19 protein-coding genes are annotated in these 26636 nt (G+C 69.0%); 6 read left to right on the plus strand and 13 right to left on the minus strand.

Annotation, left to right across the window (positions count from 1 at the left end):
• Positions 1-72 precede the first annotated feature (72 nt).
• Together JWQ81_RS31735 and JWQ81_RS31740 are read right to left on the minus strand one after the other, a co-directional pair.
• Positions 73-1182: an XRE family transcriptional regulator gene (locus JWQ81_RS31735; RefSeq protein WP_297547451.1), complete on the minus strand. Its 1110-nt coding sequence runs from the start codon at positions 1180-1182 to the stop codon at positions 73-75.
• Positions 1183-1228: 46 nt separating this feature from the next.
• Positions 1229-1906 (minus strand): hypothetical protein, encoded by a 678-nt coding sequence (locus JWQ81_RS31740; RefSeq protein ID WP_297547452.1) that lies wholly within the window; start codon positions 1904-1906, stop codon positions 1229-1231.
• A gap of 117 nt (positions 1907-2023) precedes the next feature.
• Here JWQ81_RS31740 and JWQ81_RS31745 point away from each other — a divergent pair, with 117 nt between their 5' ends.
• Positions 2024-3238: a hypothetical protein gene (locus tag JWQ81_RS31745; protein WP_297547453.1), complete on the plus strand. Its 1215-nt coding sequence runs from the start codon at positions 2024-2026 to the stop codon at positions 3236-3238.
• Here the strand turns inward: JWQ81_RS31745 and JWQ81_RS31750 are convergent.
• The 4 genes from JWQ81_RS31750 to JWQ81_RS31765 are packed head-to-tail and all read right to left on the minus strand — an operon-like array spanning position 3170 to position 11116.
• Positions 3170-4375 (minus strand): TIGR02679 family protein, encoded by a 1206-nt coding sequence (locus JWQ81_RS31750; protein ID WP_297547454.1) that lies wholly within the window; start codon positions 4373-4375, stop codon positions 3170-3172. The genes JWQ81_RS31745 and JWQ81_RS31750 overlap by 69 nt on opposite strands.
• Positions 4372-8370, minus strand: a complete 3999-nt coding sequence (locus JWQ81_RS31755; protein WP_297547455.1) for a TIGR02680 family protein — start codon at positions 8368-8370, stop codon at positions 4372-4374. Before JWQ81_RS31755 ends, JWQ81_RS31750 begins: the two co-directional genes overlap by 4 nt.
• The gene (locus JWQ81_RS31760) at positions 8367-9611 is read right to left on the minus strand and encodes a TIGR02678 family protein (protein ID WP_297547456.1); all 1245 of its coding nucleotides are present in this window, start codon (positions 9609-9611) and stop codon (positions 8367-8369) included. The genes JWQ81_RS31755 and JWQ81_RS31760 overlap by 4 nt, the downstream gene beginning before the upstream one ends.
• On the minus strand, positions 9608-11116 hold the full coding sequence (locus JWQ81_RS31765) for a TIGR02677 family protein (protein ID WP_297547644.1): 1509 nt from the start codon (positions 11114-11116) through the stop codon (positions 9608-9610). Before JWQ81_RS31765 ends, JWQ81_RS31760 begins: the two co-directional genes overlap by 4 nt.
• Positions 11117-11413: 297 nt before the next feature.
• Here JWQ81_RS31765 and JWQ81_RS31770 point away from each other — a divergent pair, with 297 nt between their 5' ends.
• On the plus strand, positions 11414-13780 hold the full coding sequence (locus JWQ81_RS31770; protein WP_297547457.1) for a helicase-associated domain-containing protein: 2367 nt from the start codon (positions 11414-11416) through the stop codon (positions 13778-13780).
• Between the two features lie 25 nt (positions 13781-13805).
• On the opposite strand, the gene JWQ81_RS31775 is transcribed toward JWQ81_RS31770, so the two are convergent.
• The gene (locus JWQ81_RS31775; RefSeq protein WP_297547458.1) at positions 13806-14036 is read right to left on the minus strand and encodes a hypothetical protein; all 231 of its coding nucleotides are present in this window, start codon (positions 14034-14036) and stop codon (positions 13806-13808) included.
• A 9-nt stretch (positions 14037-14045) separates the two neighbouring features.
• On the opposite strand from JWQ81_RS31775, the gene JWQ81_RS31780 reads away from it, so the two are divergent.
• Positions 14046-14399: a hypothetical protein gene (locus tag JWQ81_RS31780; RefSeq protein WP_297547459.1), complete on the plus strand. Its 354-nt coding sequence runs from the start codon at positions 14046-14048 to the stop codon at positions 14397-14399.
• Here JWQ81_RS31780 and JWQ81_RS31785 read toward each other — a convergent pair.
• Together JWQ81_RS31785 and JWQ81_RS31790 are read right to left on the minus strand one after the other, a co-directional pair.
• Positions 14396-15595, minus strand: a complete 1200-nt coding sequence (locus tag JWQ81_RS31785; protein ID WP_297547460.1) for an RNA polymerase sigma factor — start codon at positions 15593-15595, stop codon at positions 14396-14398. The two genes, JWQ81_RS31780 and JWQ81_RS31785, sit on opposite strands and share 4 nt — an antisense overlap.
• Positions 15595-15954 (minus strand): YciI family protein, encoded by a 360-nt coding sequence (locus JWQ81_RS31790; RefSeq protein WP_297547461.1) that lies wholly within the window; start codon positions 15952-15954, stop codon positions 15595-15597. The genes JWQ81_RS31785 and JWQ81_RS31790 overlap by 1 nt, the downstream gene beginning before the upstream one ends.
• Before the next feature lie 216 nt (positions 15955-16170).
• On the opposite strand from JWQ81_RS31790, the gene JWQ81_RS31795 reads away from it, so the two are divergent.
• The 3 genes from JWQ81_RS31795 (at position 16171) to JWQ81_RS31805 (ending at position 19118) form a co-directional block, all read left to right on the plus strand.
• Positions 16171-16842, plus strand: coding sequence for a DUF4328 domain-containing protein (locus tag JWQ81_RS31795; protein WP_297547462.1), 672 nt, complete (start codon positions 16171-16173; stop codon positions 16840-16842).
• 9 nt (positions 16843-16851) lie between these two features.
• Positions 16852-17478, plus strand: coding sequence for a response regulator transcription factor (locus JWQ81_RS31800; protein WP_297547463.1), 627 nt, complete (start codon positions 16852-16854; stop codon positions 17476-17478).
• 77 nt (positions 17479-17555) lie between these two features.
• Positions 17556-19118, plus strand: coding sequence for a hypothetical protein (locus JWQ81_RS31805; protein ID WP_297547464.1), 1563 nt, complete (start codon positions 17556-17558; stop codon positions 19116-19118).
• On the opposite strand, the gene JWQ81_RS31810 is transcribed toward JWQ81_RS31805, so the two are convergent.
• Genes JWQ81_RS31810 through cydB form a run of 4 tightly spaced genes read right to left on the minus strand, consistent with a single transcriptional unit; the run spans position 19105 to position 26629 of the window.
• Positions 19105-21264 carry a hypothetical protein gene (locus JWQ81_RS31810; RefSeq protein ID WP_297547465.1) on the minus strand — a complete coding sequence of 720 codons (2160 nt, stop codon included), beginning with the start codon at positions 21262-21264 and terminating at the stop codon, positions 19105-19107. The two genes, JWQ81_RS31805 and JWQ81_RS31810, sit on opposite strands and share 14 nt — an antisense overlap.
• A 39-nt stretch (positions 21265-21303) precedes the next feature.
• Positions 21304-22440, minus strand: coding sequence for a GAF domain-containing protein (locus tag JWQ81_RS31815; protein ID WP_297547466.1), 1137 nt, complete (start codon positions 22438-22440; stop codon positions 21304-21306).
• An 8-nt stretch (positions 22441-22448) separates the two neighbouring features.
• Positions 22449-25625, minus strand: coding sequence for a thiol reductant ABC exporter subunit CydD (gene cydD / locus JWQ81_RS31820; protein WP_297547467.1), 3177 nt, complete (start codon positions 25623-25625; stop codon positions 22449-22451).
• Positions 25622-26629: a cytochrome d ubiquinol oxidase subunit II gene (cydB, locus tag JWQ81_RS31825; protein ID WP_297547468.1), complete on the minus strand. Its 1008-nt coding sequence runs from the start codon at positions 26627-26629 to the stop codon at positions 25622-25624. The genes cydD and cydB overlap by 4 nt, the downstream gene beginning before the upstream one ends.
• Between the last annotated feature and the right edge of the window lie 7 nt (positions 26630-26636).

Below are 26636 nucleotides of genomic sequence, written 5' to 3' on the forward strand. Positions count from 1 at the left end.
CCACTGATGTCCCGCCGAAGAGCGCCACGATCGTGAAGAACATGAGGAGCAAGCCGGGGTAAATGGCCTCTGCTAAGCGAGCGTCAGCTTCACCGGGGCTGGAAGCGTCTCGTGGTCCTGGAGTTGCCGCACGGTGAGCGGCCGGTCGTCGTTGCCGACGGCGGCGACGATCAGGCCGAAGACCATACCGGCGAGTTCGCCGGGGCTGATCTCGAGCTCGGCGGCGACATCCCGGGCGGTCTGGCCGCGCTCGCGCAGGGCCGCGAACACCTTGCCCAGCAGCTGCGAAGTCTCGCCGACCAGGCCCGAGAACTCGGCGCGCCGGTAACCGCGTTTGCTGAGCTCGACACAGGTCGAGCGGTATTGCCAGTCGGTGAGCATGCGGAGTTCGTGAAGTCGGTACGTCAGCGCGAGCGCCGACACGCGCCAGATCCGTTTGGCCTCGATGATCTGGTCGATCAACGGCGACATCGGCATGCGGCCGCGGACGCTCAGTTCCGGCATCAGGAAGGCACCGGCGAACCTGTTGGCCTCCTGCTCGGCCTCCGGGCCGTGCGACTCGCGGGCACCGCCGTGCATGACCAGATGTCCCAGTTCATGAGCGGCGTCGAAACGGCTGCGCTCGGGGGTCTTCTTGGTGTTCAGGAAGACGTACGGCGTCTCACCTTGCCAGAACGAGAACGCGTCGACCTCGGAATGCTCGACGGCCAGCGAAAAGACGCGGATTCCCTGCGACTCCAGGAGGTGGACGACGTTCACGATCGGGTCGACACCCAGGCCCCACCGCGCGCGGGTCATGTCCGCGGCCGTTTCCGGGTCGGGATGGTCGAGCGTCGGTACGTCGGCGGCGGGGAGTCGGAAAGTCTGGTCGAGCCAGAAGTTGAACTCCACCGCGAGCACTCCCGCGCTCACCGCGGCGGCGCGTTTGCCCTGGCTCAGCTTGCTGCGCGCCCGAAAGGACACCGCCGTGTCTGGCAGCTCCACGCTCGCGCCTGCCGTGAAGAACCCCTCAGGAAACCCCAGGACTGACACCAGCTTGGCGAGCGTCGCCCTGCTCGGCTGCTGCCGGCCGCGCTCGTAGTTGGTCACGCTCTGCGCACTGACATCAAGCTGCCTCGCCAACTCGGCGACGGTAAGTCCTCGCCGCCGACGTGCCAGGGTGATGCGCTCCGGGGTAACCATGATGCCGCCATTGTTGTTCGGCGCGGGCTGTCCCGCACGGCCGGGGTCAGCGCGCGACCACTTCGAAGTTCAGGCCCTGCGCCGCCTGATCATCGGCGATGTCCAGCACCGGCTCGGGCTCGAACGGGTTGAGACAGCAGCGATACGCCCACTCCGTCACGAGCCGGCCCTCCTGAGTGGGCTCCGGTTGCGAGAGTTCCAACTGGACCCGATCGCGACCGTGGTCGCCGCCGGCCACAAAATGGGTGACCAGAAGCCACACTTTGGCTTCGTCAGCGGCTTTCCATCGAATGCCGAGGTCCTGGTCGAGCGAGAGCTGGAAGGACTCGTTCGAGCTGGTGAGCGCGGCCATGGTGACTCCCCTGACGGACTCGCTCCGCAGATCGCCGCCCGGAATCCCGGTCGCCGAGTTGCCCGGCATGACGCCCAGCAGCACGTCTCCGCTTGGGCTCCGGACGAACGGCGAGTTCCACCTGTCGACGAGCTCCCACCCAGCACCGACAAGCCGGCGCCGCAGCTCGCGCACTCGCCCCATCCAGTCCCGGAGACCGGCCGCGATGGTCGGGTCGAACTCCGTCGCCGCGCGCCGCTCCTCGAGCCCGGCCCGAACAGCGGACACCAGGTACTCACGAGGAACCCCCAGCGCGGCGAGCAAACCGGCCACAGCAGCCCGGTCGACGCCCTCCGCGATGACAGGCGACAACGACGACGGCAACTCTGACATGCGACCCCCTCCAACTGACTTATGAATATGCTACCTCATCTGAGGAAGTAAAGTCATAAGTCGATCGGGTGATGAGGTCGCCAATCGCAGACCACAGCGGCCGGTAGGCTGCTTCGCATGTCGCCGGTATCTCATGGCCGCACGCCGAAGAAGAACAAGAAGAAGAGCCCCGCCCGCCAAGGAGGCAGGCCACCAGGGGCACCTGCGCGGCCGGCGTGGTTCAAGGGAGCGATCAACTCCGTCCTCGAGGGCGCCGAAGCACTAGTGACGGCTGAGGGACCTCGGGAAATCGAGGAAACCACCGCAGCCTTGCTGGGCGCTGAGCTGGATCTCGTAGTCCAGAACAAGAACACCGGCCTGTTCTTCGACGACTGGTTCGAGGACCTCGTAGCCACCGCAACGGCACAGATCAAGGCGTCCTCCCTGGTCGGCGATGACAGTGGGGAACGGCCCTGGCGGTTGTTGCAAGGGCTGAGTTCCCTTACCTCTTCAGAGGTAAGGGAGACAGTCCGGATCGCCTTGCGACGCGCGGGAAAATGGCGGCGCGGCAAGTCGGAGTCACCATGGGTGGGTCAGCTCGGCTCGATCGCGGCTGTCGGTGACGTCTGGGAACTGCGTGATGCGTACGGGACCCGGTTCGGGATGGTCGCGAACTTCGCCTATCCCGAGGGCCTGGATCCCACGGTGTTTCTCTGGGACGTCGACGCGTCGGGTTTCATCGCACTCGGGCCGGCCGGGGTTTACGACGACGTCGAACAAGCAGCGGACGCCTGGCGCGAGATGGTGGGCGACACGGCGGCCAACGCGGAGTTGCAGCAGGTGGAAGGCCACTCCGTCGGCTTGTCCGCGCTCGCCCACTGCGGCCGGCTACCGCGTTACGTCATGGGAAACGAATCGCGGACCACATTCGACAACTGGTTCCGTGCTCGTCGGCGGATAGCGGATCTCGACGAAGCACTGCACCTGCGGGGCAGGTCGCTGGTCGACCCGGAATCGCTTTTCGCAGAGCCCGAGGACGAGGACATGGCGACGCAGTTCGCCGACTGGTACCACCTGCACTTCGGCGCCAAACCGCGCTTGGATGCCGTGGAAGAGTTGGCTACGGAGTGGATGGAAAGCTTGCTCCCGGAGACCTGGTTCTCGGTCTCCCCACTCCGCATCAACCATTTCCTCGGCCTGTTGAGCGATTGGCTGCCCGAAGACTCTTTGACCGTCGAGGCCAAGTTGCTGCTGCCGAAATGGGCACAGTGGCTGGGCGAAACGTCAGGGCTGCCCAGTGAGCTGGTCGAGCGTGTTGTCGCTGACGCCGGCAGTCCTTATGTCGCCGAGTAACCCGTCTGTCACGCGTTCTTCCGTCACAGCGGTGCCGTGGTGGAGGAGAGCGGGAGCGAGGTCGGAGTCCCAGGGGGCGTCGGTGACGCGGCCGACGGGTGGGCCCGTGGGGGTTTGGGCGGCGAGGTAGTCGGCGGTGGACATGCGCCAGGGGTGTGCGCCGGTGCGGGCGATGACGTGGGCGGCGATGCGGAGGCCTTCGCCGTCGAGATCGCCGTGGTAGTGGAGGGCCGAGCCTGCGCCGGCGAGGTGACGTAACAGCAGGATGCCTGCGCTGTTGGGCCAGCCCGAGGTGCAGACGAGGGGCGGACAGTCGGCACCGAAGCGGCGGAGGGCGACGGCCAGGACGCTGGGGTTCTCGACGATCCAGACGTCGGATGGGGTATCGGCCAGGGTGGTGGCTCGGAGTTGGGCGAGTGTCAGCGCTGCGGCTTGGGCGGTGTGGGCGCATTCCCGCAGAATGACCGCGGCGATTCCGTCACCTGCCGGGCTCAAGCCGGCGGCGAGAACTACCGCTGACAGCGCGTCGTCCGCGATGCCGGCATGTTCCCAGAGCGCACGACGCTCGACGGCCGTGGCCGGTGGGGTAAGGCCGTAGACCATCGCCAGCGCACGGAGGACCAGGCCGGACTCCCTGGTGTTGTCGTCCAAGGCGTGCGGATTGCCCAGGAGATTGTCGGCGAAAGTCGGCAGCGGAACACCGTCTGCCGGGAGGCGCGCCAGGACATGGAGGACATCTTCGAGCAGCGCGCGAGTGGAGGTGCCGGAGCGACGGACTTGCGCAGCCCAGTCAGCGAGAGCGGGCTGCTTGGTGACGACGTCGTGGGTTTCCAGCCACTGCCACAGGGCCGCTCGTTCCGCGGCTTCCGCGGCGCGGCGGGAGGCTCGGTCGTCGAGGGGGCCCACTACCTCCGTGACGACTGTACGGACGTCGAGCGGGGCGAGTGCGTCCGCGAGTTTGCTCATCGAGACTGTCGCGTGTTCGCCAGGGAGTTTCGCCAAGCCCAGCAGGTCGGCCAAGGCTTCGCGCTCGTCGACGGCCAACGGCCCGATGCGGATCGTGGTGACTGCGGTGCCCGACGAAAGCCGGTGGTGGACGGCACGCCAAAGCGGCAGCAGGGCCGGGGACAGCGTCATGCGTCGTCCGGAAGGAGGTCCGCGCCGTCCCAGATGAAGCGCACGGTGGTGACCGCGTCGTCACCGTCGCCGCCGGTGATCAGCTTGTGGATCGCGATCCCCGGAAGTTCCTGGTAGTCGCACCATTCGTGGTCCGAGGTCAGCAGGAGGTCGAGGTCCAGCGACGCCAGCAAGCCGAAGATCTGGCCGCGGTTCGCGGTGTCGACCCCGACGAAGACCTCATCCAGCAGGATGATCCTCGGTGCTTCCGGGACAGCTTGGTAATGCGCGGCCACCGCCGCGAACAGGGGCAGGTGCAGCGCGATGGCCTTCTCACCGCCGGACAGGGCTCCGTGCAGCTTCTTGGTCAACAGCTGCCAGCCGGTGCCGTTCGCCCGGTCGATCTTGACCACGAACTGGTGCCAGCTCGTGTAGTCGAAGACCTGCGCGAGCTGCTGCTCCCAGCTGGTCGCCGTGTCGTCCGCCTTGGCCTCTTCGATCCGGTCGCGGAAGAACCGGTGCAGCGATTCACGATCGGCGTCGCTGAGCCGGACCGGGTCCTTGAGCAGCAGTTCCCGCGCGGCTTTCGTGCCGGCGGGCAGGTCGTCGCGGATCTGCCAGACGAGCCGCACCGCGACCTTCGACGCGGTCCGTACCTGCTCCAGCCGCTCGTTCATCGTCTCGACCAGGCCGGTGGCCTGCCGGATCCGAGCCGCCAGGTGACGTCGGGTGTCGCCGGTCAGCGTCTGGTCGAACAACTCGCGTTCGGCGCCGGTGATGTCGCCGCGGCTGCGCTCGGCCTCGGCTCTGAGCAGATCGAGCAGCTCGGCCGCGCCGACCCGCAATCCGTTGACAGCGGCGCTGAAGACGCCGACGTCTTCGTCGGTTTCCAGCTCCAGGTCCGCGCGATCGCTGAGGATCTCCCGACAGGCGTGCACCTCTTCAGTCAGCCGGTGGAGCGCGTCGCCCAGATTCTTCGGCGCGTACAGGAGGCTCGGCCACTTCGCTGCGACCGCCCGCGCCGCTTCCAGCGTCGGCCGTGTGCTCTCGGCTGTCTGCAGCTCGATGCCGGCGTCGGCCGGGAAGCTGCCTGACGCCAGGTGCCGAAACCTTTCGGCGGCGGAGTTCCGGCTCTCGACCGCGGTCCGCTGCGTCACCTCGTCGATGGACCGCTGGTTGTCGAGTGAGCCCAGCCGGGTAGCGAGCTGCTGAAGCTCCCGGCTGAGCTCCTTCGACCGGACCTTGATGTCGGCCAGCTCATCCCGCAACGTGCCGACTTCGATCATTACCTCATCGAAGTCGACCCCGACCGTGCTCCGGACGGCCTCGAGTTTTTCCGCGAGGACACTGGCCTCCCGCTCAGCATTCAGGGCGTCCCCCGCAGCCTCCTCCGCGGCCTCGGTCGAACGTCTGGCCTGTTCGGCGCGCTGGTCAGCTTTTTCCTTGGCCGCGGACCACCGTTGGTGCGCATCAAGCCAGTTGTCGGCGACATCGCGAAAGGCGTCCAACGCGAGCGCGAGATTGGCGAGCCCGTCGCGTTCGGCGGGCAGACCGTTTTCCGAGGCCTTCAACGTCAAGTCCTTCAACGCCTCGCGCACGGCCTGCTCACAGCTCGCCAGCTGCTCCACGACCCGGGCAACCGCCCTGTTCGCCGAGCTCACCCCGGCCTCGGCGTGATTCAGCTCATTCGAGGCGGCGTCCAGCGCCTCATGACCCGGCCGGCTCGCGCGCTCTGTGTCGACGCGGGCCCGCCGGTCTGCCAACTGATCGAGCGCGACGTCGAACTCGGCGACGGTGGCGTCGAGCTCGCCGATCTGCACCGTCAGCTCGTCCACTCGGCGTCTGCGGGCCTTGTCCCGGGCCACCGCACCGATGTGGGCCGCCTCGTCCTTCGCCCAACTGCCGCTCGCGTTCGCCAGCCGCCACCAACCGTCCGCACCGATCGCCACGGGATGCCCGGCGGGCACAAACTCGCCGTAGGCGATCCCGGCGAGCAGGTGGTGGAGCCGCTCGGGCGGAACCGCGCCACCGGGTTCGGGCTGCAGCACGGAAGCGAGCGAATCGCCGGCGACCGCGGGAAAGTCGGCTTCCAGGAAGGTGTCGTGGCCGAGGACCTCGATGCCGCCGTGCGCCGGGACCCAGGCGTCGAGCAGCCCGCTGGCCTGCAACGCGGCTTCTACGCCTGCTCGGACATGTTCAGGGGTTTCTTCGGCGAACGCGACGAGCTTCCAGAGCGGCGCACCCTCCATAGTGGACCGATCGGCGGTGCGGGTGACCGGCGCGCCAGGTGGGAGGTCGACATCCTGCGCCACGCGACGCCGTTCCTCGGCGAGCGTCGCTCGTTCTGCCGCCGCGGCCTCGCGTGCCGCTGACACGACCGTCCTCTCGACCGTGATCTCTTGCAGCACCGAAGCAGCTGCTGCATCGACGAAGGCCAGGACCGACGCCTCGGAGTCGGCTCGATCGGCCAGTGAATCGAGGTCGGGAAAGCTGAGCTCACCACACGCCGACGCCCATTCGCGAAGACGTCGTACCTGCGTCTCGATGGCGGCTTCGTAGGCTTGGAGCAGCTCATCGCGCTTTCCCATGGCCTCGGCCAAATCCGTCCGAGCCTGCTCCAACCCCTCTTCGGCGCCGCGCCGGCGGTCGACAGCCGACGCGTGCTCGCCGACAGCCTCCCGCACGTACTCGATCTGCTCCTGCCGGCTGCGGATCGCGGCACGCAATAACTTCCGCGCCTGGGCTGGGCCCGCCGCCATCTCGGTCCAGACCCCGTCCAGCCGGGCGCGCTCCGCGCCGCGACCGGTGTCCGCCGCGGCTTCGGCGAGCGCATCGGCTTCTCTGCTCGCGATCCCCTCAGCCACCTGGGCTTGGTGGGCATCAGCCTCGGCGACGCGCTGCTTCGCTTCGGCACTGGCGCGCCTGGTCACGGCCGTTTGTCGCGCCTCTCTGGCCTGTTCGCGCAGCGTGTCCCACTGTTTGTACTCCTCGCTGCCGGTCAGCCCGTCGATCCGCGCTTCCACCTGATCGCGCCTGGACTCCAGGCCATCCGCCCGCCCAACGGCTTCGTGGTGCTGGACGACCGCAGCCTGGTAGGCCTCTTCGGACTCGCGCGCCGTCCTGCTCAGCTTGTCCAGTTCCGTGGTCGCGGAGACCAGACTGCCTGCTGACGCGCGCAGCACACGCTGGGCATACCCGCGCTGCTGGGCAGCCAGCCGACGCGCGGCCTCGACTTCGTCGTCGAGCAGTTTGAGCTGCTCACGCTGCCTGTCCAACCGCTCGAAGCCCTCGGCCAGCTCGGCGATTTCCGCCTCGCCCAGCGGTGGCAGCGCGCGAGACAGCAACGTCGACAGCAACGCCGGATCGAGACGCTGGGACAGCTTCGGTGTGCGCAACTGCAGCAGCGCGGTGATCAACGCGTCATAACGCTGTTCCGACAGGCCGGCGAACAGCGTCTTTCGTACCGTGGCGCGATAGCCGGCCGACGAATCATGCAGCGTGCCCTGCTCCCCCAACGCCTCGTGCAACGCGGCCTTGGTCAGCGGCTGCCCGGTTTCGGTGATGACGGCCAGCCCGTCAGGCAGGCCGATCCGCAGGGTGGACGTGAAATAGTCGACATGCACGATCTTCGTGTGGGCACTCGCCTGCAACCGCGCGCCGCAGGTGAACCAACCGCCTTCGCCGAGCGTGAACTCGAGCCAGACGTACCCGACCCGCGTCGTCCCTGTCGCACCTTCGCCCATCAGGTTCCAGTGCATCGTCCGTTCACCGGTACCGAACGTGGACAGCCTGTTGGCCCGCAGGTTCGCGTCGAACAGGAACGGCAGCAGGAGTTCCAGCGCCTTGGACTTGCCCGTCCCGTTCGGGCCGTGCAGCAGCAACCGTCCTTTGTGGAACTCGAAGACCTCGTCGTAGTACCGCCAGACGTTGAGAATCCCCGCGCGCGTAGGCATCCAGCGCGAGACACCCGAGGGCGCCTCGACTGCCGAGCCGCGGGGAAGTTCGGTGATCGTCATACCGCCTCCTCCGACGACCGAGCGCCGGTCACGACATACCGGGAAGCGGCGGGCAACGCGACGACGACCTCGCCGGAAAACGCGACCAACCCGAACTCGGAAAGCACCGCAACCGCGTCGGTGACCAACTGCTCCTTGCCTTCGTCACCACGATATCCCTTGGCCCACCGGGGAAATTCCCGCAGCAGGCGATCGGCTTCCGCACTGAGCTGCTCCGGCGCCACCCCGACGGCCGACGCCGTGATCACGTCCAGCAGCAACAGCGCGGCGACCTTGGCGTTGCTCGAGTCATCGGGGAATTTGCCATCGGTGGCCAGCGCGTCCGGATCGACGAACAACACGCCCTCGGCTCGTTCTTCAAGAAGGAAGCCTCCTTGTTCGGCCGCTCGCCGAAGCAGTTGACGGCCGGTGGGTGAAGACAGATAGGCCAGCTCCGCGGCGGACAGTTCCGCGCGGTACACGACCGGATCGTCCACCAACCGCCGGAAGATCGAATGCCGGAGCCAAAGGTTCCGCTGGACCTCGGAGGCGCCGTCCGCCGCGTGTGCCGCGTCAGGCGCGTCCCCGTAGCGCCGTTCGCGCCGCAATGCGGCGAGCAGTTCGTCGAACCGGCCGGCGATGTCGTCCGCGGGGAGGGTGAACTGGGACGGCCCGTTGGGCGCCGCGAGCAGCCGCATGACCAGCGTCGAATCCACCCGGTAAAGCACCTTCGCCGTTTCACTGCCGACGAAGGCCTCGGTGGCGCCGTCCACCACTTCGATGGCGCCATAGGACTCCAGCATCCGCAGCACGTCGACATACGCCATCCGCTCGCCGCGGGCGGAGGTGTCGAACGGGTCGATCACCGGATCGGCCGCCGCGGCCTGGGTGACCCTGTCCGCGAGTAGGCCGATCGTGGTGACCGGCGCGGCCAGCAACTCGGCCGCGACCAGGCACAGCAGCGTGTAGCGACGACGATCGAACGGTGCCTTGCCCGAGCGTGACCGCCGCGCGGGACGAGTCGGGTCGGCCTGCGCCCGGACCTTCGTCAGCCGCACATAACCGAGCCGCGGCTCGACGAGGAGCTGCCAGCCGCAGTAGTAGTCGAACCATTTCGCGATCGGTTCGCGGCGTCGCCGGATGAGGTCGAACGCCTCCGGCGCGAGCCGCTCACTGAGCAACGGGGTGGCCAGGAGAAGCCGGATACCGCGGGCGACGTCTTCCTGTTCGGCGATGACGAGTTGGTTCGCGAGGTTGCTCATCCCGTCTCCTCCCGCCGCTGCCGGACGCCGGCGACCCGCACGTCGACCACGAAATCGGGACCGGCGAACCGGCCTCTCGGGGTGTACAGCACGGCGCCGCGAGCGTCCTGGGGTGCGGTGAGCAGGATCTCGACCTTCCCGTCGCTGGTGGTCCCCTGCCGGACACCCGTGGAATCCGGCGCTGTCGACAGCGCCCTGCCCAGCAAATCCAGTAGGCGCTGGAAAACGGCGTGTTCCAACTCCCCGAAAGCCGACAGCCGGACCGGACCGTCGGTGGCGAGCAGGCTCCACGCGGCCTGAAGTTCCGCTCGCTCGAGCTTCGCCAGTTCTCCGCGCGCGGCCTTGATCTCGGTGACGTCCCGGACCCGGCCCGTGCGGCTGAACCGCTCGGTTCGTCCCGCACTGCGCAACAACGCCGAGACCTCGACCGCGGGGGCTTCCTCCCAGGTGGCAGCGGCGCTGATGAGCTCCGGATCGGGATGACCGAGATGGGCATGACGCGCCGAGCTCAGCCCGAACGCCGTCGACCACAGGCGGTGCAGATCGGTCTCGGACGGCGCCGCGGCGAACCATCTCGCCAGCTCGCGAAAGTCTGCCACCGCGCTGCTCGCCCGCCGCCGCGACTCGGTGATGCGGTCCAGCACCTGCAGCAAGGTGACGATCGCCCGCCGGGCGACGGTGTGGAGCTGCTCGGCCCGCGCGGGGCCGCCGTCCTCGGGGCGGAACCAGGCGCGCAGCCCGTCCCACCGGGCGCGACGATGTTCCAGCCAGGCGGGCGCCGGATCTTCACCCGCTGTCGGTGGCAGCTCCGCCCCCAGCAGCGCACGCTGCCGCAACAGACTCACGCCGTGGAAATCGACCCGCTCGATACCCGCGGAGATCGCGTGCGCGCGCTGGTCCAGGTTGGTCAAGAACTCCTGGAGATAGGTCACCGTGGCGCCCTTGACCTCATGGAACGTCGTCAGGTCCGCCCCTTCGGCGCGCAGCAGGCGCTGCAGTTCGCCGTTGAACTGCTTGGTGTTGCCCCGGAGCGCGTCGAGATGGGACTCCAGTTCCATCAGCGTGGTGAAGACGCGGCGATGGGTCGACGACGACTCGCTCAACAGCCTGCCGAGCTCGTCGAGCCGATCGGAAATGGCATCGAGCACAGCCGTCTGCAACGCGCCGGTGGAGGCGAGCACGGTCAGCGCGTGCTGGACCCCGGCAAACGCCGCCTCACCACGTTTGGTCAGCGAGTACTGCAGATTTCGCCGCTCGTACTCGCTCGCCGTGCGGTAGTTCTCGGCGTGGTTCTGGATGACGTCGAGCAGCAGCCACTCACGCAACTGGCCGAGCGCGGCGGCGAGATCCTCGTCGTCAAGCTCGCCGAACCAGCCGACGGAGCGCAGCCTGGCCCGCACGTCGTCGAGGCCGAGCGCGGTCTCCAACCGCTCGTTCGCTTCCCCGAACGCGTGCAAAATCGCGGTGTACAAGGCAGCTCTGTCGCCCGTGGTGAAACGGAACATCTCTGGGGGCACCCGCGGGACGGCAGACAGCCCGGCTTCGGATCTCACACACCCTCCCCGTCTGCTGGACGAACATCTCCTCGCACCGTACGGCCCACCACCGACAAGGTCACCACAAACGGTACGAGATGCCCTTTCGCCCGGGCATCCACACGCGGGTTGAACCCCTCAAATGGACGCTGACCTGCGGATACGTCGATCCTCCCGGCAAACCGCCGACGGCACCGGAGTGCCGCGATTTGCCGACGTCCGGCTAACCTCGAAACAAATCCGTCCTCCGGTAGCTAGGAACGCTGCATGCAGTACACCGAACCAGGCGCGCTCGACGAACGACTGCTCAACCGGCTTGCCGGGCTGAGCAAGGAAAAGCTGGCGCAGGTACTCGAAAACCGACCCGACGTGTTGGAGCATCCCTACCCCAGGCGGCTGGGCGGCGTGGTCGCGCGACTGTGCCAGGCCGAGTCTCTCGAGGCCGCCGCCGGGCAGTTGACCACTCCGGCCGTGCAGGTCCTTTGCGCCGCGCAGCTGTGCGCCGCGCTCGGCGACGACGAGGGCATCACGGTTTCCGCGGTCGCCTCCGTGCTCGGCGCCTCGGTCTCCGAGGTGACGGCCGCGGTGGACCAGTTGTCCGCGTTCGCGTTCGCCTGGCTGGAGGGCGGTTCGATCAGGCTCCCCGCTCTCCTGCAGACCGACGGCTATGCGCGCTACGGACTGGGCCAGCCACTCGCACCGATCCTCTCGCGGATGACAGTCCACCAGCTCCAGGAAACCGCTCGGGCGCTTGATCTCCCCATGCGTTCACTGAAACAGGCACTCGTCGACGAAGTCCTCGAGTTCTTCCGCGATGGCAATCAGGTCCGCGAGCTCGCGGCGAGCGGCCCGGAGGGCTCGACGGAACTGCTCGAAGCCTTCGTCCAGAACGGTCCGGAACTCCCCATCGACCTGGGCATGCTCTACGACTACCGACGCCCGGCTGAGAAGGCCCCGACGCCCGAGCTCTGGGCCGTCAAGCGCTGCCTGCTGGTCGCCACCTTCGAGGGCGACGCGCACATGCCCCTCGAAGTGGGCTTGGCGCTGCGCGGCGCGGACTACAAACTGCCGTTCACCCCGGAACCGCCTGCCGTGCCGGTGACGACCATCGCCTCGGAACAGCTCGCCGCCGAAACCTCGGCCGCGGCGTTGCGTCTGCTCGACCGGGTGACAACCCTCGTCGAAAAGGCCGGCGCAGAACCCCTCCCCCGGCTCAAGAACGGCACTGTCGGTACGCGGGTGATCAAGAAACTGGCGAAGGACGCCGGCGCGACCACCGACGAAATCACCCTCGCCCTCGACCTCGCCGTGGAAGGCGAACTGCTCGAAGCCGAACCACCGCCACCGCCACCGCCCGGGCGGCGGCCCCGCAAACCACCCCCCGAGCCACCGACCGGGCTCGTGCCCGGCGAACAGTTCGCGCACTGGCGAGCCGGTACCTCCGCGACGCGGCTGCGCCATCTGGTCGAGGTGTGGTGGACGACGCCGATCAGGCTCGACGGCGGCATCGAGGACGTCCGTGACGTCATCATCCGGCTGCTGACCGAACTCGGGCCCGGTGCCGCACCGCTCGACGTCGCGAAGTTCGCCGAGCTGGTCGCCTGGCACGCCCCCATGGTCCCGCCGGACGCCATACCGATCGCGGTCAGCCTGTGCTTCAGAGAGGCAGCACTGATCGGAGCGGTGGCGGGCAACGCGGCCGCCGGGCTGGCTCAGGCGTTCGTCAGTGGTTTGGGTCTGGCAAAGGCAACCGAAGAACTCGTCGCGAGCGCCTGGGCCACCGCGTTGTTCGGCACCGACCTGACCGCGATCGTGACCGGCCCGCCGAGCACGGAGTTGACCGCGCTGCTGGACCGGGCGGCCGACCGGGAATCCCAGGGATCGGCCTCGACCTGGCGGTTCAGTCCCACAAGCGTGCGCAGGGCCTTCGACAACGGCGACACGGCCGCGGCGTTGACCAAAGAGCTGGCCGCGGTGGCTCACGGCGACCTCCCCCAGCCGCTGGTCTACCTGATCAACGACGTCGCCCGCCGCCACGGCGAGGTCGAAGTACTCGAGGTCGGATCGGTCGTGATCGGGGAAAATCCCGGTCTGCTGGCCGAAATCGCCGCCCACCGCAGGTTGGCCAAGTTCGCGCTGCGTGTCGTCGCGCCGACCGTGCTGACCTCCTCGGCGGACGCCGTCACGACACTCGCGGCTCTCCGTGACGCCGGGTACGCACCGATGCATCGTGCCGCCGACGGCACCATCGCCGTGCGGGCCGCGACGGTCCCGGTCGTGACTGTGACTCCGGAGCCCGAATACCTCGAACTGCCCGAATCCGAAGGTCGCGAGGATCCGTTCGAGCATGCCGAGCGACTGCTGCGGGAGCCGCGGGCCGCCGGCCGCCCGCTACAGCGGGGCAAGCTGCTGGGTCTTCTCCCCGGAGACCGCAGCAACGCGTGGATGCGGCTGACGTGGCAGCTGGAAGCCGGGTTCCCGGTTTGGATCGTCTACGACGAGCCGGACGGCGGCAAACGTAAACTGCTGGTCGCGAACCCTGAGCTGCACGGGGACCAGCTCGACGTCTGGTGCCACGATCCCGGCACCTACCGGAAACTCGAGCTGAGCCGGATCGTGCCCGGCCAGGACTGACCGGGAGGTCACCATCACGAAAGCATCAGCCAGGGAACGGCCGCAGACGCTCGTCGGCAGGCTGGCCGCCGAGATCCTCGGCGACGCTGTCCTGTCGTACGAGAAGTGCCCGAGTTGGCTGGTACGGCCGGCCAGAGAGGACTATCGCGACGCGTGGCCCGCACTCGCGCAGATCTACCAGCGGCTCACCGGCTGGGAGCTGCCCGAGCAGGCGCCCGCGCGCGAACGGCGTCGGCTGGACATCCTGGTTCGCCACCCGGGTGATGTGCTTCAGGTCATCGAAGTCGACGAAGTCCAGCATTTCACCGGCCCCCGTGCCGAGACGCTCGAGCTCTACCCCGCGGACAGCGCGCTGGGATTCGATCGTGAGCTGTGGCTGGAGCAGTCACTGGCGCTTCGCGGCCGCGAGCCCGGCGGCGGATTCGCCCGGCCGTGCCCGCCGATGTTCCCCGGCGCCGGCGGACGTCACCGGCAACGGGCCTTCCGCGACGCCTTGGCGGATCTCATCCCACCGCAGCACGGCTGGCTGCCGACGATCCGCATCGGGGACTTCCAAATCCCGGCTTCGGACCACGACAACCCGGACTGGCTGCGGCCGCTCCTCACCGGAGGCACCTAGGCCGGGTCTGTCAGGCGCGCCCGTCGGTTCTCCAGGAAAGTTCGTTCGGCGTCGTTGGTGGCCAGGGCGATCGCCTCGCCGTAGGCGGCGACGGCGTCGGCGGAACGGCCGAGGCGGGTGAGCAGGTCCGCGCGGGTGGCCGGCAACAGGTGGTAACCCGGCAGGTCCAGCTCATCGATGGTGGCCAGCGCCAACGCCGGACCGTGCACCTCGGCGACGGCGACCGCGCGGTTGAGCGCCACGATCGGGGTCGGGATGTGCTGCAGCAGCTGGTCGTAGAGCGCCAGCACCTGCGCCCAGTCGGTGGCTGGGCCGTCCGTGTGCACGGCGTTGATCGCGGCCTGCAGCTGGTACGGCCCCGGCTGAGCACGGCGCAGGCACCGGCGAACCAGGTCATGCCCCTCGGCGATCAACTCCCGGTTCCACAACGACCGGTCCTGTTCCGCGAGCACCACCAGCTCACCCGAAGGCCCCAGCCGCGCCGGCCGACGCGCATCGGTGAGCAGGAGCAGCGCCAGCAGCCCGAGTACCTCCGGCTCGTCCGGCATCAGCTCGGCGAGCGCCCTCGCCAGCCGAACCGCCTCCAGGCACAGGTCCGCCCGCAGCAGTTCCCCCGACGTGGACGTGTATCCCTCGTTGAAGACCAGGTACAGCACGGTGAGCACCGGCGGCAGCCGATCGGGGAGTTCCGCGGCGCCGGGCACCCGGTAGGGGATGCCCGCGTCGCGGATCTTCTTCTTCGCGCGGACGATCCGCTGGAAGACGGTCGCCTCCGGCACGAGGTAGGCCCGCGCGATCTCCGCCACCTCCAGCCCGCCGAGCAGGCGGAGGGTAAGCGCGGTCTGCGCGAGCGGCGACAGGGCCGGGTGGCAACAGGTGAAGATCATGCGGAGCGGATCGTCGCGCACCGGTCCCACCTCCTCCGGCGCCGTGACGCCGCTGGGTTGGTGCAGCAGCAGCGCCTGCGCGTGACGGGCTTCGCGGGTGGATTCCCGGCGCAGGCGGTCGATCGCCCGGTTGCGGGCGGTGGTCACGATCCACGCGCCGGGATTGGGCGGCGCCTCGTCCCACTTCTGGACGGCCACCGCGAACGCGTCCTGGACGGCTTCCTCGGCGAGCCCGATGTCACCAAGGAGGCGCGTCAGCGTGGCCACGCACCGGCTGTACTCCGTCCGGTAGACGCTGTCCAGATCCATCAGTGCCGGCGCGACGCGTCGTCGAACGGGCGCACCTCGATCGGCTGCCCGCAAGCCAGCGCGCACTTGTCGGCCCAGACCAGCGCCTGATCGAGGTCGTCGACCTGGATCACCCAGAACCCGGCGAGCTGTTCCTTCGTCTCGGCGAACGGGCCGTCCGTCATCGTGGTCGTGCCGCCCGAGGGCCGGACGACCGTGGAGGCGTGCGAGTGCTGCAGACCGCCGGCGAACACCCACGAACCGGCCGCCTTCATCTCGTCGGTGACCTGGCCGGTCCGGGCCATCTGGGCCTGCATCTCCTCTTCGGACTCCGGCGGCGCGCTTTCGTCGAACTGGACGGCGAGCAGGTACTCCTTCATCGTGAGCTCCCTTGGTGTGTGGCGACCGGCCCGGTGCCGGTCTCTCACCTTGGCTACGAACTGGCTCGACACCATTCGACACCGCCGCGAAAAAAGTCGGAAGACGTACTCGCGGCAGGCATGGACTGGCCGCCACTGAAACAAATCCGGATCATCGGACGATGAGACGTGGAGTCCGGCTCTCTCCGCTCGGGACCCAACTGGGGAGATCCAGCGATGCCCACCGAAGCACCCCACTCCACGCCATTGCCCCAGGTCCTCCGGATCGCCGCGTCCGCGCTGATCGTCGCTTCGACGCTGGCGGCCGCCGCCAAGTCCTGGTCGCACTGGCACAACTACCTGGCTGTCCGGGACTACCTCGCCGGGTCGACCGAGTCCGTGGACGTCACCTTCCTCGACCGGGCGGGCCAATTCAGCACCTGGATCATGCTCGCGGCGGCAGTCGTCTTCGTCTGGTGGCTGTGGGAGGCCCGGCGAACGGCGGAGTTGCTGTCGATCGCGCAGCACGAGCACGGCGTGGGCTGGGTGATCGGCGCCTGGATCTGCCCGGTAGTGAACTTCTGGTTCCCCCGCCGGATCGTTTCCGACATCCGGAAGGCGAGCCGGCCGGTGGACGGGCCGAATCGCTTGGACCTCCGGCTGCTGCCGGGTAGTCCGCTCATCGACTGGTGGTGGTCGTTCTTCGTGGCGTACAACCTCATCGACGAGCTCGCCATCGGCGTCCTGTACGGCACGCCGAGCTCCGACCAGCTGCAGACCGTCGCCGTCATCGACACGGTGTCGATGATCTGCAAGGTCGCCGCGGCGGTGCTGATCATCATGGTCATGGGCCAGATCACCCGAGCGCAGGCTCACTACCGGCCCCTCACTGTCAGGGCAGCCACGTAACCTCGGGGTATGCCGATCCAGGTGCTGCTCGTCGACGATCACGAAGTCGTACGCCGCGGGCTCAGGGAGCTGCTCGGTGACGAGCCGGACATCGAGGTCATCGCCGAAGCGGGCAGCGTCGACGAAGCGCTCGCTGTCGCGCTGCATGTCGAGCCCGACGTTGCGGTCGTCGACGTGCGGCTCGGTGACGGTGACGGCGTCACGCTGTGCCGTGAGCTGAGGTCCAGGCCGAACGCACCGCAGTGCCTGATGCTCACCGCGTTCGACGACGAGGAGGCCATGATCGGCGCGATCATGGCCGGCGCTTCGGGCTACCTGCTCAAGCAGGTCAAGGGCCAGGACGTGGTCAACGCCGTCCGCGAAGTCGCCGCCGGGCGGTCGCTGCTCGATCCGCTCACCACCGCCCGCGTGCTCGACAAACTGCGGCACCCGCCCGAGGACGAGCTCGCCGCACTGACCGAACGCGAGCGGAGCGTGCTCGACCTGATCGGGCAGGGCCTGTCGAACCGCGAAATCGCTGAGCGCCTGTTCCTGGCCGAGAAGACGGTCAAGAACTACGTCACTTCGGTGCTCGCCAAACTCGGCATGCAGCGCCGCACCCAGGCCGCGGCCTGGATCGCGCGCCGGGGCAAGTAGTGGCCGAAAAGCGCACCCCCCCCCCGGAGTTCTGGCGCAGGGTTCCGGTTGACCCGGGGTACCGCGACTGGCTGACCGTGGGGTTCGATCGGCAGGTCCTGGTGGTGATCCGGACGGTCACCACGGCGACGCGGCTGCTGGACGTGCTCTCCCTGTTCGAACACGACCGCCGCATCCAGGTCGTGTTCACCCACGACGACGAGAACCGGGCCGTCTTCAGCCCCGGCATCGACACCTTCCTGCGCCGGCTCGACGCCTCGGTCATCACGTGGCCGCAAGCCGTCGCCACCCGCTTCGACCTCGCGATCGCCGCCAGCGAGAACGATCGCCTCCACGAACTCGACGCGCCCGTTCTGCTGCTGCCCCACGGCATCGGGTATCAGAAGTTCTATCCGGCAGGCCAGGTCGTGTCGGGGATGAACCCGAACCAGTTGCTGCGTCATGGGCAAGTTGTCCCGGACGCGATCGCGTTGTCCCATCCAGTGCAGCGCGACCAGTTGCGCGCGGCGTGCCCGGAGGCGCTCGGGCATGCCGTGGTCGTCGGCGATCCTTGCCACGACCGGATGCTCGTCAGCCGCCACCTGACGCCCCGTTACCGCGCCGCGCTCGCCACCGGCAACCGGACGCTCGTCGTGTTGTGCTCGACGTGGGGCCCGGGTTCGTTGTACGGCAGCAGGCCGGAGTTACCCGACCGGCTGCTGGCCGAGTTGCCGCTCGACGAGTACCAGGTCGCGGTGATCCTGCATCCCGGTGTCTGGTCCGCGCACAGCGCTTGGCAGCTCCAGGCCTGGCTCGGGGCTCCCGCGAAAACGGGTCTGGCGGTCATCCCGCCGGAGCAGGGTTGGCAGGCCACGATTCTGGCTGCCGACCTGGTGATCTCCGATGAAGGATCGGCCGCGCTCTATGCCGCCGCCGTCGACAAACCGCTCTTGATGGCCGCCGGTGACACCGCGACGACGGTCACCGACTCCCCGTTGGCCGCGCTCGCGGCCCGGACCGCCCGGCTAGATCACGACGGCGACTTGGCCGCGCAGCTCGACATCGCGCGCCGGGCACACCGCCCCGGCGATCACGAACCCGTCGTCAAGCAGGCCGTCGACAGCCCTGGCCGGTCGGCGGAGCTGCTGAGTCGGCACATCTACGACCGCCTCGCGCTTCCCTTACCCACAGTCAAACCCTCCTTCCCGCCGGTAGCCTCCCCAGTAACGGAACCTGCCGACATCACCGCGTTCCTCGTTTCGGCTCAGGCACTGGACGACACCGTCTCCGTGAGCCGTTTCCCTTTGATACCAAGACTTCCCGAACCCCCGGTCCGCCCGTTCCAGCATGTCGTCGCGCACGCCGAAGCCGCGGAACTACGCGAGTTGGACGCGGCCGCCGTCGTCTACACCGACCTCGGCCCGGACACCCTCGGCGACCTGCTCGACCACTGGCCCACCGCGCGGCTTGCCGCGTCAGTCGAGAACGGCACCTGTCACGTCCTGCCGCGCGGCGGCTCGGCCGTACGACTCAGCGCGGCGGGCGTCGACCCGCTCGCGCTGGCGTCCCTGGCCTACTTCCGCCTCGCCAGGCACGAGGAAATCGTTGGCGCGCAGCGAATCCAGCTCGGAAAGCGGACTGCTGAGGTCATCGCGGGCTGAGAGCGGCCAGTCGCCCGCGGAACTCCGCCTCGCGCGGATGTCCGGCGTCCAAGTACGTCTGCCACACCCGTTGCCACAGCGCGTACGCCGTCGCGCGGTCGCCTCGGGCATAGGCGAGGTCGCCGAAGTCTTCGTTGAACTCCGTCGTGTACTGGGTCGCACGGGCTTCCGCGGCGAGGTACCAGGCTCGCTGCAGCGCTTGCTCAGCTTCCGCGTAGGCGCCGAGGCCGGACAACGCCTTCGCCCGCACAGTCAGTACCCGCGCGATGTTCCGCGACTCGCCAAGGAGGTCGGCGATCGCCGCCGACTCGGTGAGCAGGGTGAGCGCGCCTTCGAAATTGCCGACCTTGACCTGCATGTTCGCCAGCATCCGCGTATGCAGCCCAAGAGCTCGCGTGCCGGGTTTTCCCATCACGCGATCCAGCGTCACCGCGCGGTTCATCAGGTCCAGGGCGACCGGGAAAAGGCGTTGTTCCTCGTGAAACCTTGCGGAAAATTCCAGCACCGACGACTCGAGCCCCGGGTTACCCAAGCCGCTGACCAGCGACATCGCCCGCCGCAGCAGCGGCGAGGCCCGTTGGAACTCGTGCAGCAGGAAGTGCGCGCGACCCTGCTGGCTGAGGATCCGAGCCTCCAGCGCAGCGTCGCCGAGCCGCTGGGCACTCTGGATCCCCCAGTGGTTGATCTCGATGAACAGCCGGTGGTGCCCACGGTTGAGCATCAGGACTTCGAGCGCCCCGCAGATCTGCCCGAGCTCGACATCCCGACCGCGCAGGTGCGCCTCGCGAGCCAATGCGCCATACGCCTCGCGCTCGTCGTCAACCCAGTCGAGCGGCGGACGGCTGCCGAAGTCCGCGACCACGCCCGGCAGCGGTTGGTAGCACCGCAGCCTGTCCATCCCCAGCGAGTAGTCGGCGGCGACAGCTTGGTCGCGGTAGAACGTCAGCGCGCGCTCAGTCGCCTCTTCACGCGGGCCGCGCCGACGCGCACCCTCTCTGACCAGGTTGTACAGCTTCTGGCGCGACGAATTTGTCGGCGCCAGGAACCCGGCGTCGCCAAGTTCGTCGAGCGCGTCTTCGACCGGGCGGCCGAGCAGCGCCTGGGCGCTCTGCGAGGTGAAGTCAGGCCCGGGGTGTGACGCGACCAGCAGGCACAGCTCGGCTGCGTCCGGCGAAAGTTCGCCGAAGGTGTCCTCGAACGCTGCCGCGATGACGTCGACCCCGCCGAGTACTCCGGTGCGCCGGAAGTCGGCGAGCACCGAGGCGATCGCGCCCGGCCCCCTAAGCAAACGCTTGCGCACCCGGATTCCGGCCTGGCGCACCGCGAACGGCATTCGATCACAGCGCTCGACCAGGTCGATCGCGGCATCCCGCTCGGCAGTCACGGCTTCCGGACTCGTGACACTCTCCAGCAGTGCCAACGCATCCTCGACGTCGAGTGCACCGAGCGCGATCTCGGACGGGAACGCCGTCAGCAGGTCGTCGCCCGGTTTGATGGCGGTCACCAGCACCAGCCCCGACGCGGACGGCGGCACGAACTCGCGCACATCGGTGACACTCTCGGCATTGTCCAGCGCGAGCAGGAACCGGCACCGCGCTGTCACCGACCGGTACTGCGACCACAGCTCGGGGCCGGGCGCGCTCACCAAGCTCGTCTCGACGCCCAACCTGCCGAGGATGTGCGCGGCGACTTCGCTGCGGCGCAGCGCATTGCCCTCACGCCAATCGGCCAGGTCGACGTAGATTTGCCCATCGGGGTGGGATCCGCTCAGCTGCTCCGCGATGCGGTAGACCAGCGCGCTTTTGCCGGCTCCGCGCGGACCGGAGATGACGTGCACGCCGGCACGGCTCGCTCGTTCCCGCTGGGCATCCCGGTCGACGAAGTCGGCGGGCGCGGCCGGGACGTCGGAACCCGCGTCCCCGGACGGCCGCAGCTCCGAGACCAGGTCGTCGAGTCGTTCGGCGAACTCGGAATCGGCTTCGGCCGCGTCCTGGATCGCGACCGCGAGCCGTTCGTGGTCGGCGAGGAGTGCGGTCAGATCGCCTTCGCGACGCTGGGCGAGCTTGCGCGACACGACGTCCTTGACCGCGCCCAACACCCCGGCGACCACGACTTTGGCCGCTTCACTGGCAATGACTTCCAACACGACGTGTCCCCTCCGTCACAGGTGGTCCACGCTAGCAACTCAGTCCAGCGGAAGGTCGAACGCGACGAGCGTGCCGAGGCTCGGCGAGGAGTTGACGAAGTACTTCCCGCCGGCGGTTTCGGCGCGCTCGGCGAGGTGCCGTAAGCCGCGTGTCGCGACGCCCTCGGGGACGCCGGACCCGTTGTCGCGGACGCGGAGTTTGACACCCTCGGCGTCCCGGTGCAGGGTCACGCGCGTCTCGCTGGCCCCGGAGTGCCTGACCACATTGGACAGAGCTTCGCGCAGGGCGGCGCGGATGTGGTCGGCGCGTTCGGCCGGGATGTCCGCGAGTTCGCCGGAAAGCTCCAGGGTGGGCGGGAAGCCGAGCAGCTCACCGGCGATGCGGACCTCGCCGCGGGCGGACTCCGCGAGGTCGATCGCGGGCTGCGACTCGCGTTCCGGCTCCGGTGACCGGAGGGCGCGCACGGTGCCGCGGATCTCCTCGATGGTCTGGTCCAGCTGGTCGATCGCCTCGCTGAGGCGCACGCCGTCGGCTTGCGCGAAGCGCTTCCGCATCCGCCGGCGGACGCGATCGAGCTGCATCCCCGCGCCGTACAGCCGCTGCACGATGACGTCGTGCAGCTCGCGCGCGATCCGTTCACGCTCTTGGTACAGCGAGACGCGGTTGCGGGCGACGGCGCCCTCGGCGAGCGCCAGCACGACGCCGACCTGCGCCGCGAACGCTGTCAGCACCTCGACCGTCGACGAGGAAAAAATCCCGGAACCGTGCCTGCGATAGACCGTCAACGCGCCGAGCACACGCCCGCCTGCCCCGAACGGCGCGGCCGCGAACGGGCCGAACCCCGTCAGCTCCGGCGGGACGAATGGCGCGGTGCGGGGATCGGTGGTGAAGTCCACGCTGACCACGGGCTCGCCGCCGCGCGCGACCTGCCCCGCCGCCGACGCCGACGGCAGCACGAGACCGCGAAGGTCGGCAAGGCACTCGCCGTGCGCGGCTTCGACCACCACGGTGCCGTCGCCGGATCGGACCATGACCAGCCCGAGGTCCGCTTCGGCGAGTTCGACGGCCCGGCGCACCACAGTTTCCAGCACCGCGCCCGGGTCGTCACCGGACAGCGCGGCGGTGGTGATTTCGGTGGCCGCGGACAACGCGCGCGCGGCGAGTGTGGGATCCATGAGCGTCATCAGACTAGGCGTCCGGCGGGTTCCTTGGTTATGACGTGACCCTCACGAACCTCCAGCACCAGGTCAGCGTCGACGGCTTCGTCGCGGTGGTGGGTGACCTGCACGACGGTGTGTCCGGCGAGCTCGCGCCGGAGGTTGGCCAGCAGCTTCCGGGCGGTGAGCTCGTCGAGGTGCGCTGTCGGCTCGTCAAGCAGCACGAAGTCGGCTTCCGGCGCGGCGAGAAGTGCCCGCGCGAGCGCGACACGCTGAGCCTGCCCACCGGACAGCCCCGCCCCCGCGCTGCCGAGCACGGTGTCCAGCCGGACGTCGTCGAGCGCGGCGAGGTCCAGGGCGTGACGCAGCTCTTCGTCGGTCGCGCCCGACTTGGCGAGCCGAAGGTTCTCCGCGACGGTCGTCGAGACGAGCTGTGGCTCCTGCGGCGCCCACGCGACCTTGGCCGGCACCGAAATCTCGCCCCGCGACGGCGGCAGGAACCCCAGCAGCGCCGCGATCAACGTCGACTTGCCGGCGCCGCTCGGCCCGACGACGGCCACCTGCGTGCCGTGCGGAATGTGCAGATCGACGTCCCACAGCACCGGTTCCCTGTCGGGCCACGCGATGTCGGCGTGCGTGACGTCGATACTCCGGGACGTCTGGGCCCTGGCGTCGACGTCGCTCGCCGGGAAGTCCGCGAGCCGCACCCGAGCCGCGCGCAGTGTGTCCCAGTGCTGCGCCACCGGCGGCAGGGTGGCGAGGACCTCGGCGAGCGCCAACGGCACCAGCGCGAGGAGCGGCACGAGGACGCCGTCCAGGCGCCCGGCCGCGACGGCGTCCGCGGCGAGACCGGTGCCGAGGACCGCGGCCGCGCCGCAGACCAGCGTGATCAGCGCCTCCGCCGCGCCCGTGCCGACGGCCTGACGACGTGCGTCGGCGACGAGCACGGCGTCCGTCGCGGCGAGCCGACGGCGTCGTCCGACATGAGCACCGAACGCGATCAACTCGGCCGCGGACTCGAACAGCCCGAGGACTTGCGCTGCCACAGAACGACGTCCAGCAGCCAAAGCTGACGTCGCATGGCGCTCGAAACGCAGTGCCAGCCAGGGTGCAGCGAGCCCTCCGACGAGTACCGCGACGGCCAGCGCCAGGCCGACGGCCGGAAGTACGGCCGTCTGCACACCGACGGCGCCCAGCGCGACCAGCGCCGCGACGAACGAGGGCGTGACCGCCCGGGGTAGCAGGTCGCGCACGGTGTCGACGTCGTCGACGAGCCGGCGTTGTCCTTCGTCGGCACGGAACGCCCGAGCCGGGCCGCGTCGGACCAGCGCTTCCCAAGTTCGCACGCGCAGGCCCCCGGCGATGCGGAACGCGGCGTCGTGCGTGATCACCCGCTCGGCGTACCGCAGCACCGCGCGCCCGAGCCCGAACGCGCGCACGCCGACGATCGCGACGGAGAGGGTCAACATCGCCGGCTGCTGTGAAGCCTTCGCGATGAGCCAGCCGGAGGTCGCCGTCAACGCGATCCCCGACAGCGCCGCCAACGCCCCGAGCAGCACCCCGACGAGCAGTCGTCGACTGACGAGCGAACGCAGTCGCAGTGGCTTGACCTCGGTAGACGTCACCAACTTGGTCGTGGGAAGCCGCGGCGGGTCGAGGTCGAACACGACTCCGTCCGGCCGGTCGTGCGCGGCGATGACCACCGCCGCACCCGTCGCCCGAACCGCCGCCATGACCCGCTCGGCGTTGACGCCGTCGAGGTGCGCTGTCGGCTCGTCCATGAGGAGTAACCACGCGCCTTCGCGGACGCGGATCAGTGCCCGCGCGACAGCGACGCGCTGACGTTGTCCCGGGGACAATTCGCTGATCGGCCGATCGGCAAGGTCCGCCAGCCCCAGCGTGTCCAACTCGTCCCGAACCTCGCCGGCGAGTTCCAGCTCGGCGCGAACGGTCCCGCCGGCGAACGCCGGCGACTGCGGAACCCATGCGACACTCTTCCGCCACATCGACATATCGACTTCATCGAGCGGGACGCCGCCGATCGTGACCAGGCCCGACGCCAGCCGCGCGAACCCGAGCAGCACGCCCAGGGTCGTCGACTTTCCCGCGCCGCTCGGCGAACGCAGCCACACCGTCTCCCCAGGCCGCACCGAGAACGACTCGCCGTCCGGCGCGAAGCCGCCGCGCCGGGCCACCCTGAGCCCGCTGACCAGCACTTCCCCGCGAACGGGGACCGTGCTGCCGTCCCGGACGACAGGTTCCGCGAGGACGTCCGTAACCCGGCGAACCGCCTCGACGCCGTCCTCGCTCGCGTGGAACGCGGCCCCGACAGCGCGCAGCGGCTGGTAGCACTCGGGCGCGAGGATCAGCACACCGAGCCCGATCGCCAGCGGCAACTCCCCGGACACCAGCCGGATCCCGATCAGAACGGCGATGAGCGCCACCGAGATCGTCGCGATCAGCTCGAGGGCGAACGCCGAAGCGAACGCCACCCGCAGGGTTTTCACCGACGCGCGCCGATGCCGGTCCGACAGGCGCCGCACGGTCTCGGCCTGCGCCGCCGCACGCCGGAACGCCGCCAGCACGGGCAGAGCGCGGACGAGTTCGAGCAGGTTGGCCGACATCCGCTGCACCGAGTCGGCGACGGCCGCGACGCGGTCCGCGGTGTACTTGCCGATCAGGATCGCGAACATCGGCAGCAACGGCACGGTCAGGACGAGAATGAGCGCCGACGGCCAGTCCGCGAACAGCACCGCGACTCCGGCGCCGAGCGGCACCACGGCCGCCGTGACCAGCGCGGGCAGGTAGCTCGTGAAGTAGGCGTCGAGCGCGTCGAGGCCCCTGGTCGTCAACGCGGTAAGGCGGCCGCTGCCGTGCTCGGCGATCCACTCGGGACCGAGTCGCAGCGCGTGGTCGACGGTCCGCGCGCGAAGTTCTTCCTTCGCGCCCGCGGCGGCACGCGCTGAGACGACCTTGATCGCCCAGCCGGCGAGCGACCGTCCGGCGACCACACTGAGCAGGATGACCAGCTGACCCCCGTGTCCGCCGGCATGACCCGCCACGATCTCGGCGAGCACGTCCGCGAGCAGAAACGCCTGTGCCACCAGCAAACCCGCGTTGACCAGCGACAAAGCTCCGGTCAGGACCAGTGCGCGCCGAGCCGTCGCGGACAGGGACGGCAACGCCCCGAGCGGTCCGCTCATGGCACGTGCACCGGCGGGATGTGCTGGACGCTGATGCGTTTGCGGAACACCCAGTACGTCCAGCCCTGGTAGATGAGCACGGCCGGCGCACCGAACACCGAGACCCACGTCATGATCTTCAGGGTGTACGGGCTCGACGCCGCGTTCGCGACGGTCAGCGAGTTCGCCGCGTCGCCGGTGGACGGCAGGACGTCCGGGTAGAGCGAGCCGAACATCACCACGACCGCCGCGACGATGACCACGCCGAGCGTCACGAACGCCTGCCCGTCACGGCCGGCGGTGAGCCGCCACCAGGCCAGCGGGACGGCCACGAACGCGATGACCAGCGGCACAACCGTCCACAGTGAACCCTCCCGGAACTGCACGACGACCAGGAACGCCAGCAAGGGCAGCAACGCGACCGGGAAGATCCCCAGTGCCAGCGCACGCGCACGGTCCCGGAACTCGCCGGAAGTCTTCAACGTCAGGAAAGTCGCGCCGTGGACGAGCGCGAACCCGGCGAGCGCGACCGCGCCGAGCAGCGTGTCCCAGCGCACCGAGGCGAACGCCGAGCCGATGCGGTTCCCGTGGGCGTCCAGCGGAAGGCCGAGCACGGTCGTCGCGAGCAGCAGGCCGACCGCGAGCGGCGGCACCCACGAGCCGACGACGATCACGCGGTCCCAGTTGCGGCGCCAGCGATCCGAGTCGACCTTGCCGCGGTATTCGAACGCGACGCCGCGCCCGATGAGCGCCAGCAGAATGACCAGTGTCGGCAGGTACGCGCCCGAAAAGAGCGTGGCGTACCAGTCGGGAAACGCGGCGAAGGTCGCGGCAACGGCGACGACGAGCCACACCTCGTTGCCGTCCCACACCGGACCGATGGTGTTGATCATCAGGCGGCGCTCGACGTTCTTGCGGCCGAGGATCGGCAGCAGCATGCCGACGCCGAAGTCGAAACCTTCCAGGAAAAGATAGCCGAGCCAGAAGATGGCGATAACGCAGAACCACACCGTTTGCAGGCTCATAGCCAAC

The sequence above is a fragment of the Amycolatopsis sp. genome, assembly GCF_025464955.1.
In the GTDB taxonomy this organism is placed as follows: Bacteria; Actinomycetota; Actinomycetes; order Mycobacteriales; family Pseudonocardiaceae; genus Amycolatopsis.

What these genes read in the sequence shown, in the direction of transcription:
- JWQ81_RS31735 (WP_297547451.1), bottom strand. Translation starts at nt 1,182, where the DNA reads ATGGTTACCCCGGAGCGCATCACCCTGGCACGTCGGCGGCGAGGACTT.
- JWQ81_RS31740 (WP_297547452.1), bottom strand. Translation starts at nt 1,906, where the DNA reads ATGTCAGAGTTGCCGTCGTCGTTGTCGCCTGTCATCGCGGAGGGCGTC.
- JWQ81_RS31745 (WP_297547453.1), top strand. Translation starts at nt 2,024, where the DNA reads ATGTCGCCGGTATCTCATGGCCGCACGCCGAAGAAGAACAAGAAGAAG.
- JWQ81_RS31750 (WP_297547454.1), bottom strand. Translation starts at nt 4,375, where the DNA reads ATGACGCTGTCCCCGGCCCTGCTGCCGCTTTGGCGTGCCGTCCACCAC.
- JWQ81_RS31755 (WP_297547455.1), bottom strand. Translation starts at nt 8,370, where the DNA reads ATGACGATCACCGAACTTCCCCGCGGCTCGGCAGTCGAGGCGCCCTCG.
- JWQ81_RS31760 (WP_297547456.1), bottom strand. Translation starts at nt 9,611, where the DNA reads ATGAGCAACCTCGCGAACCAACTCGTCATCGCCGAACAGGAAGACGTC.
- JWQ81_RS31765 (WP_297547644.1), bottom strand. Translation starts at nt 11,116, where the DNA reads ATGTTCCGTTTCACCACGGGCGACAGAGCTGCCTTGTACACCGCGATT.
- JWQ81_RS31770 (WP_297547457.1), top strand. Translation starts at nt 11,414, where the DNA reads ATGCAGTACACCGAACCAGGCGCGCTCGACGAACGACTGCTCAACCGG.
- JWQ81_RS31785 (WP_297547460.1), bottom strand. Translation starts at nt 15,595, where the DNA reads ATGGATCTGGACAGCGTCTACCGGACGGAGTACAGCCGGTGCGTGGCC.
- JWQ81_RS31790 (WP_297547461.1), bottom strand. Translation starts at nt 15,954, where the DNA reads ATGAAGGAGTACCTGCTCGCCGTCCAGTTCGACGAAAGCGCGCCGCCG.
- JWQ81_RS31795 (WP_297547462.1), top strand. Translation starts at nt 16,171, where the DNA reads ATGCCCACCGAAGCACCCCACTCCACGCCATTGCCCCAGGTCCTCCGG.
- JWQ81_RS31800 (WP_297547463.1), top strand. Translation starts at nt 16,852, where the DNA reads ATGCCGATCCAGGTGCTGCTCGTCGACGATCACGAAGTCGTACGCCGC.
- JWQ81_RS31815 (WP_297547466.1), bottom strand. Translation starts at nt 22,440, where the DNA reads ATGGATCCCACACTCGCCGCGCGCGCGTTGTCCGCGGCCACCGAAATC.
- cydD (WP_297547467.1), bottom strand. Translation starts at nt 25,625, where the DNA reads ATGAGCGGACCGCTCGGGGCGTTGCCGTCCCTGTCCGCGACGGCTCGG.
- cydB (WP_297547468.1), bottom strand. Translation starts at nt 26,629, where the DNA reads ATGAGCCTGCAAACGGTGTGGTTCTGCGTTATCGCCATCTTCTGGCTC.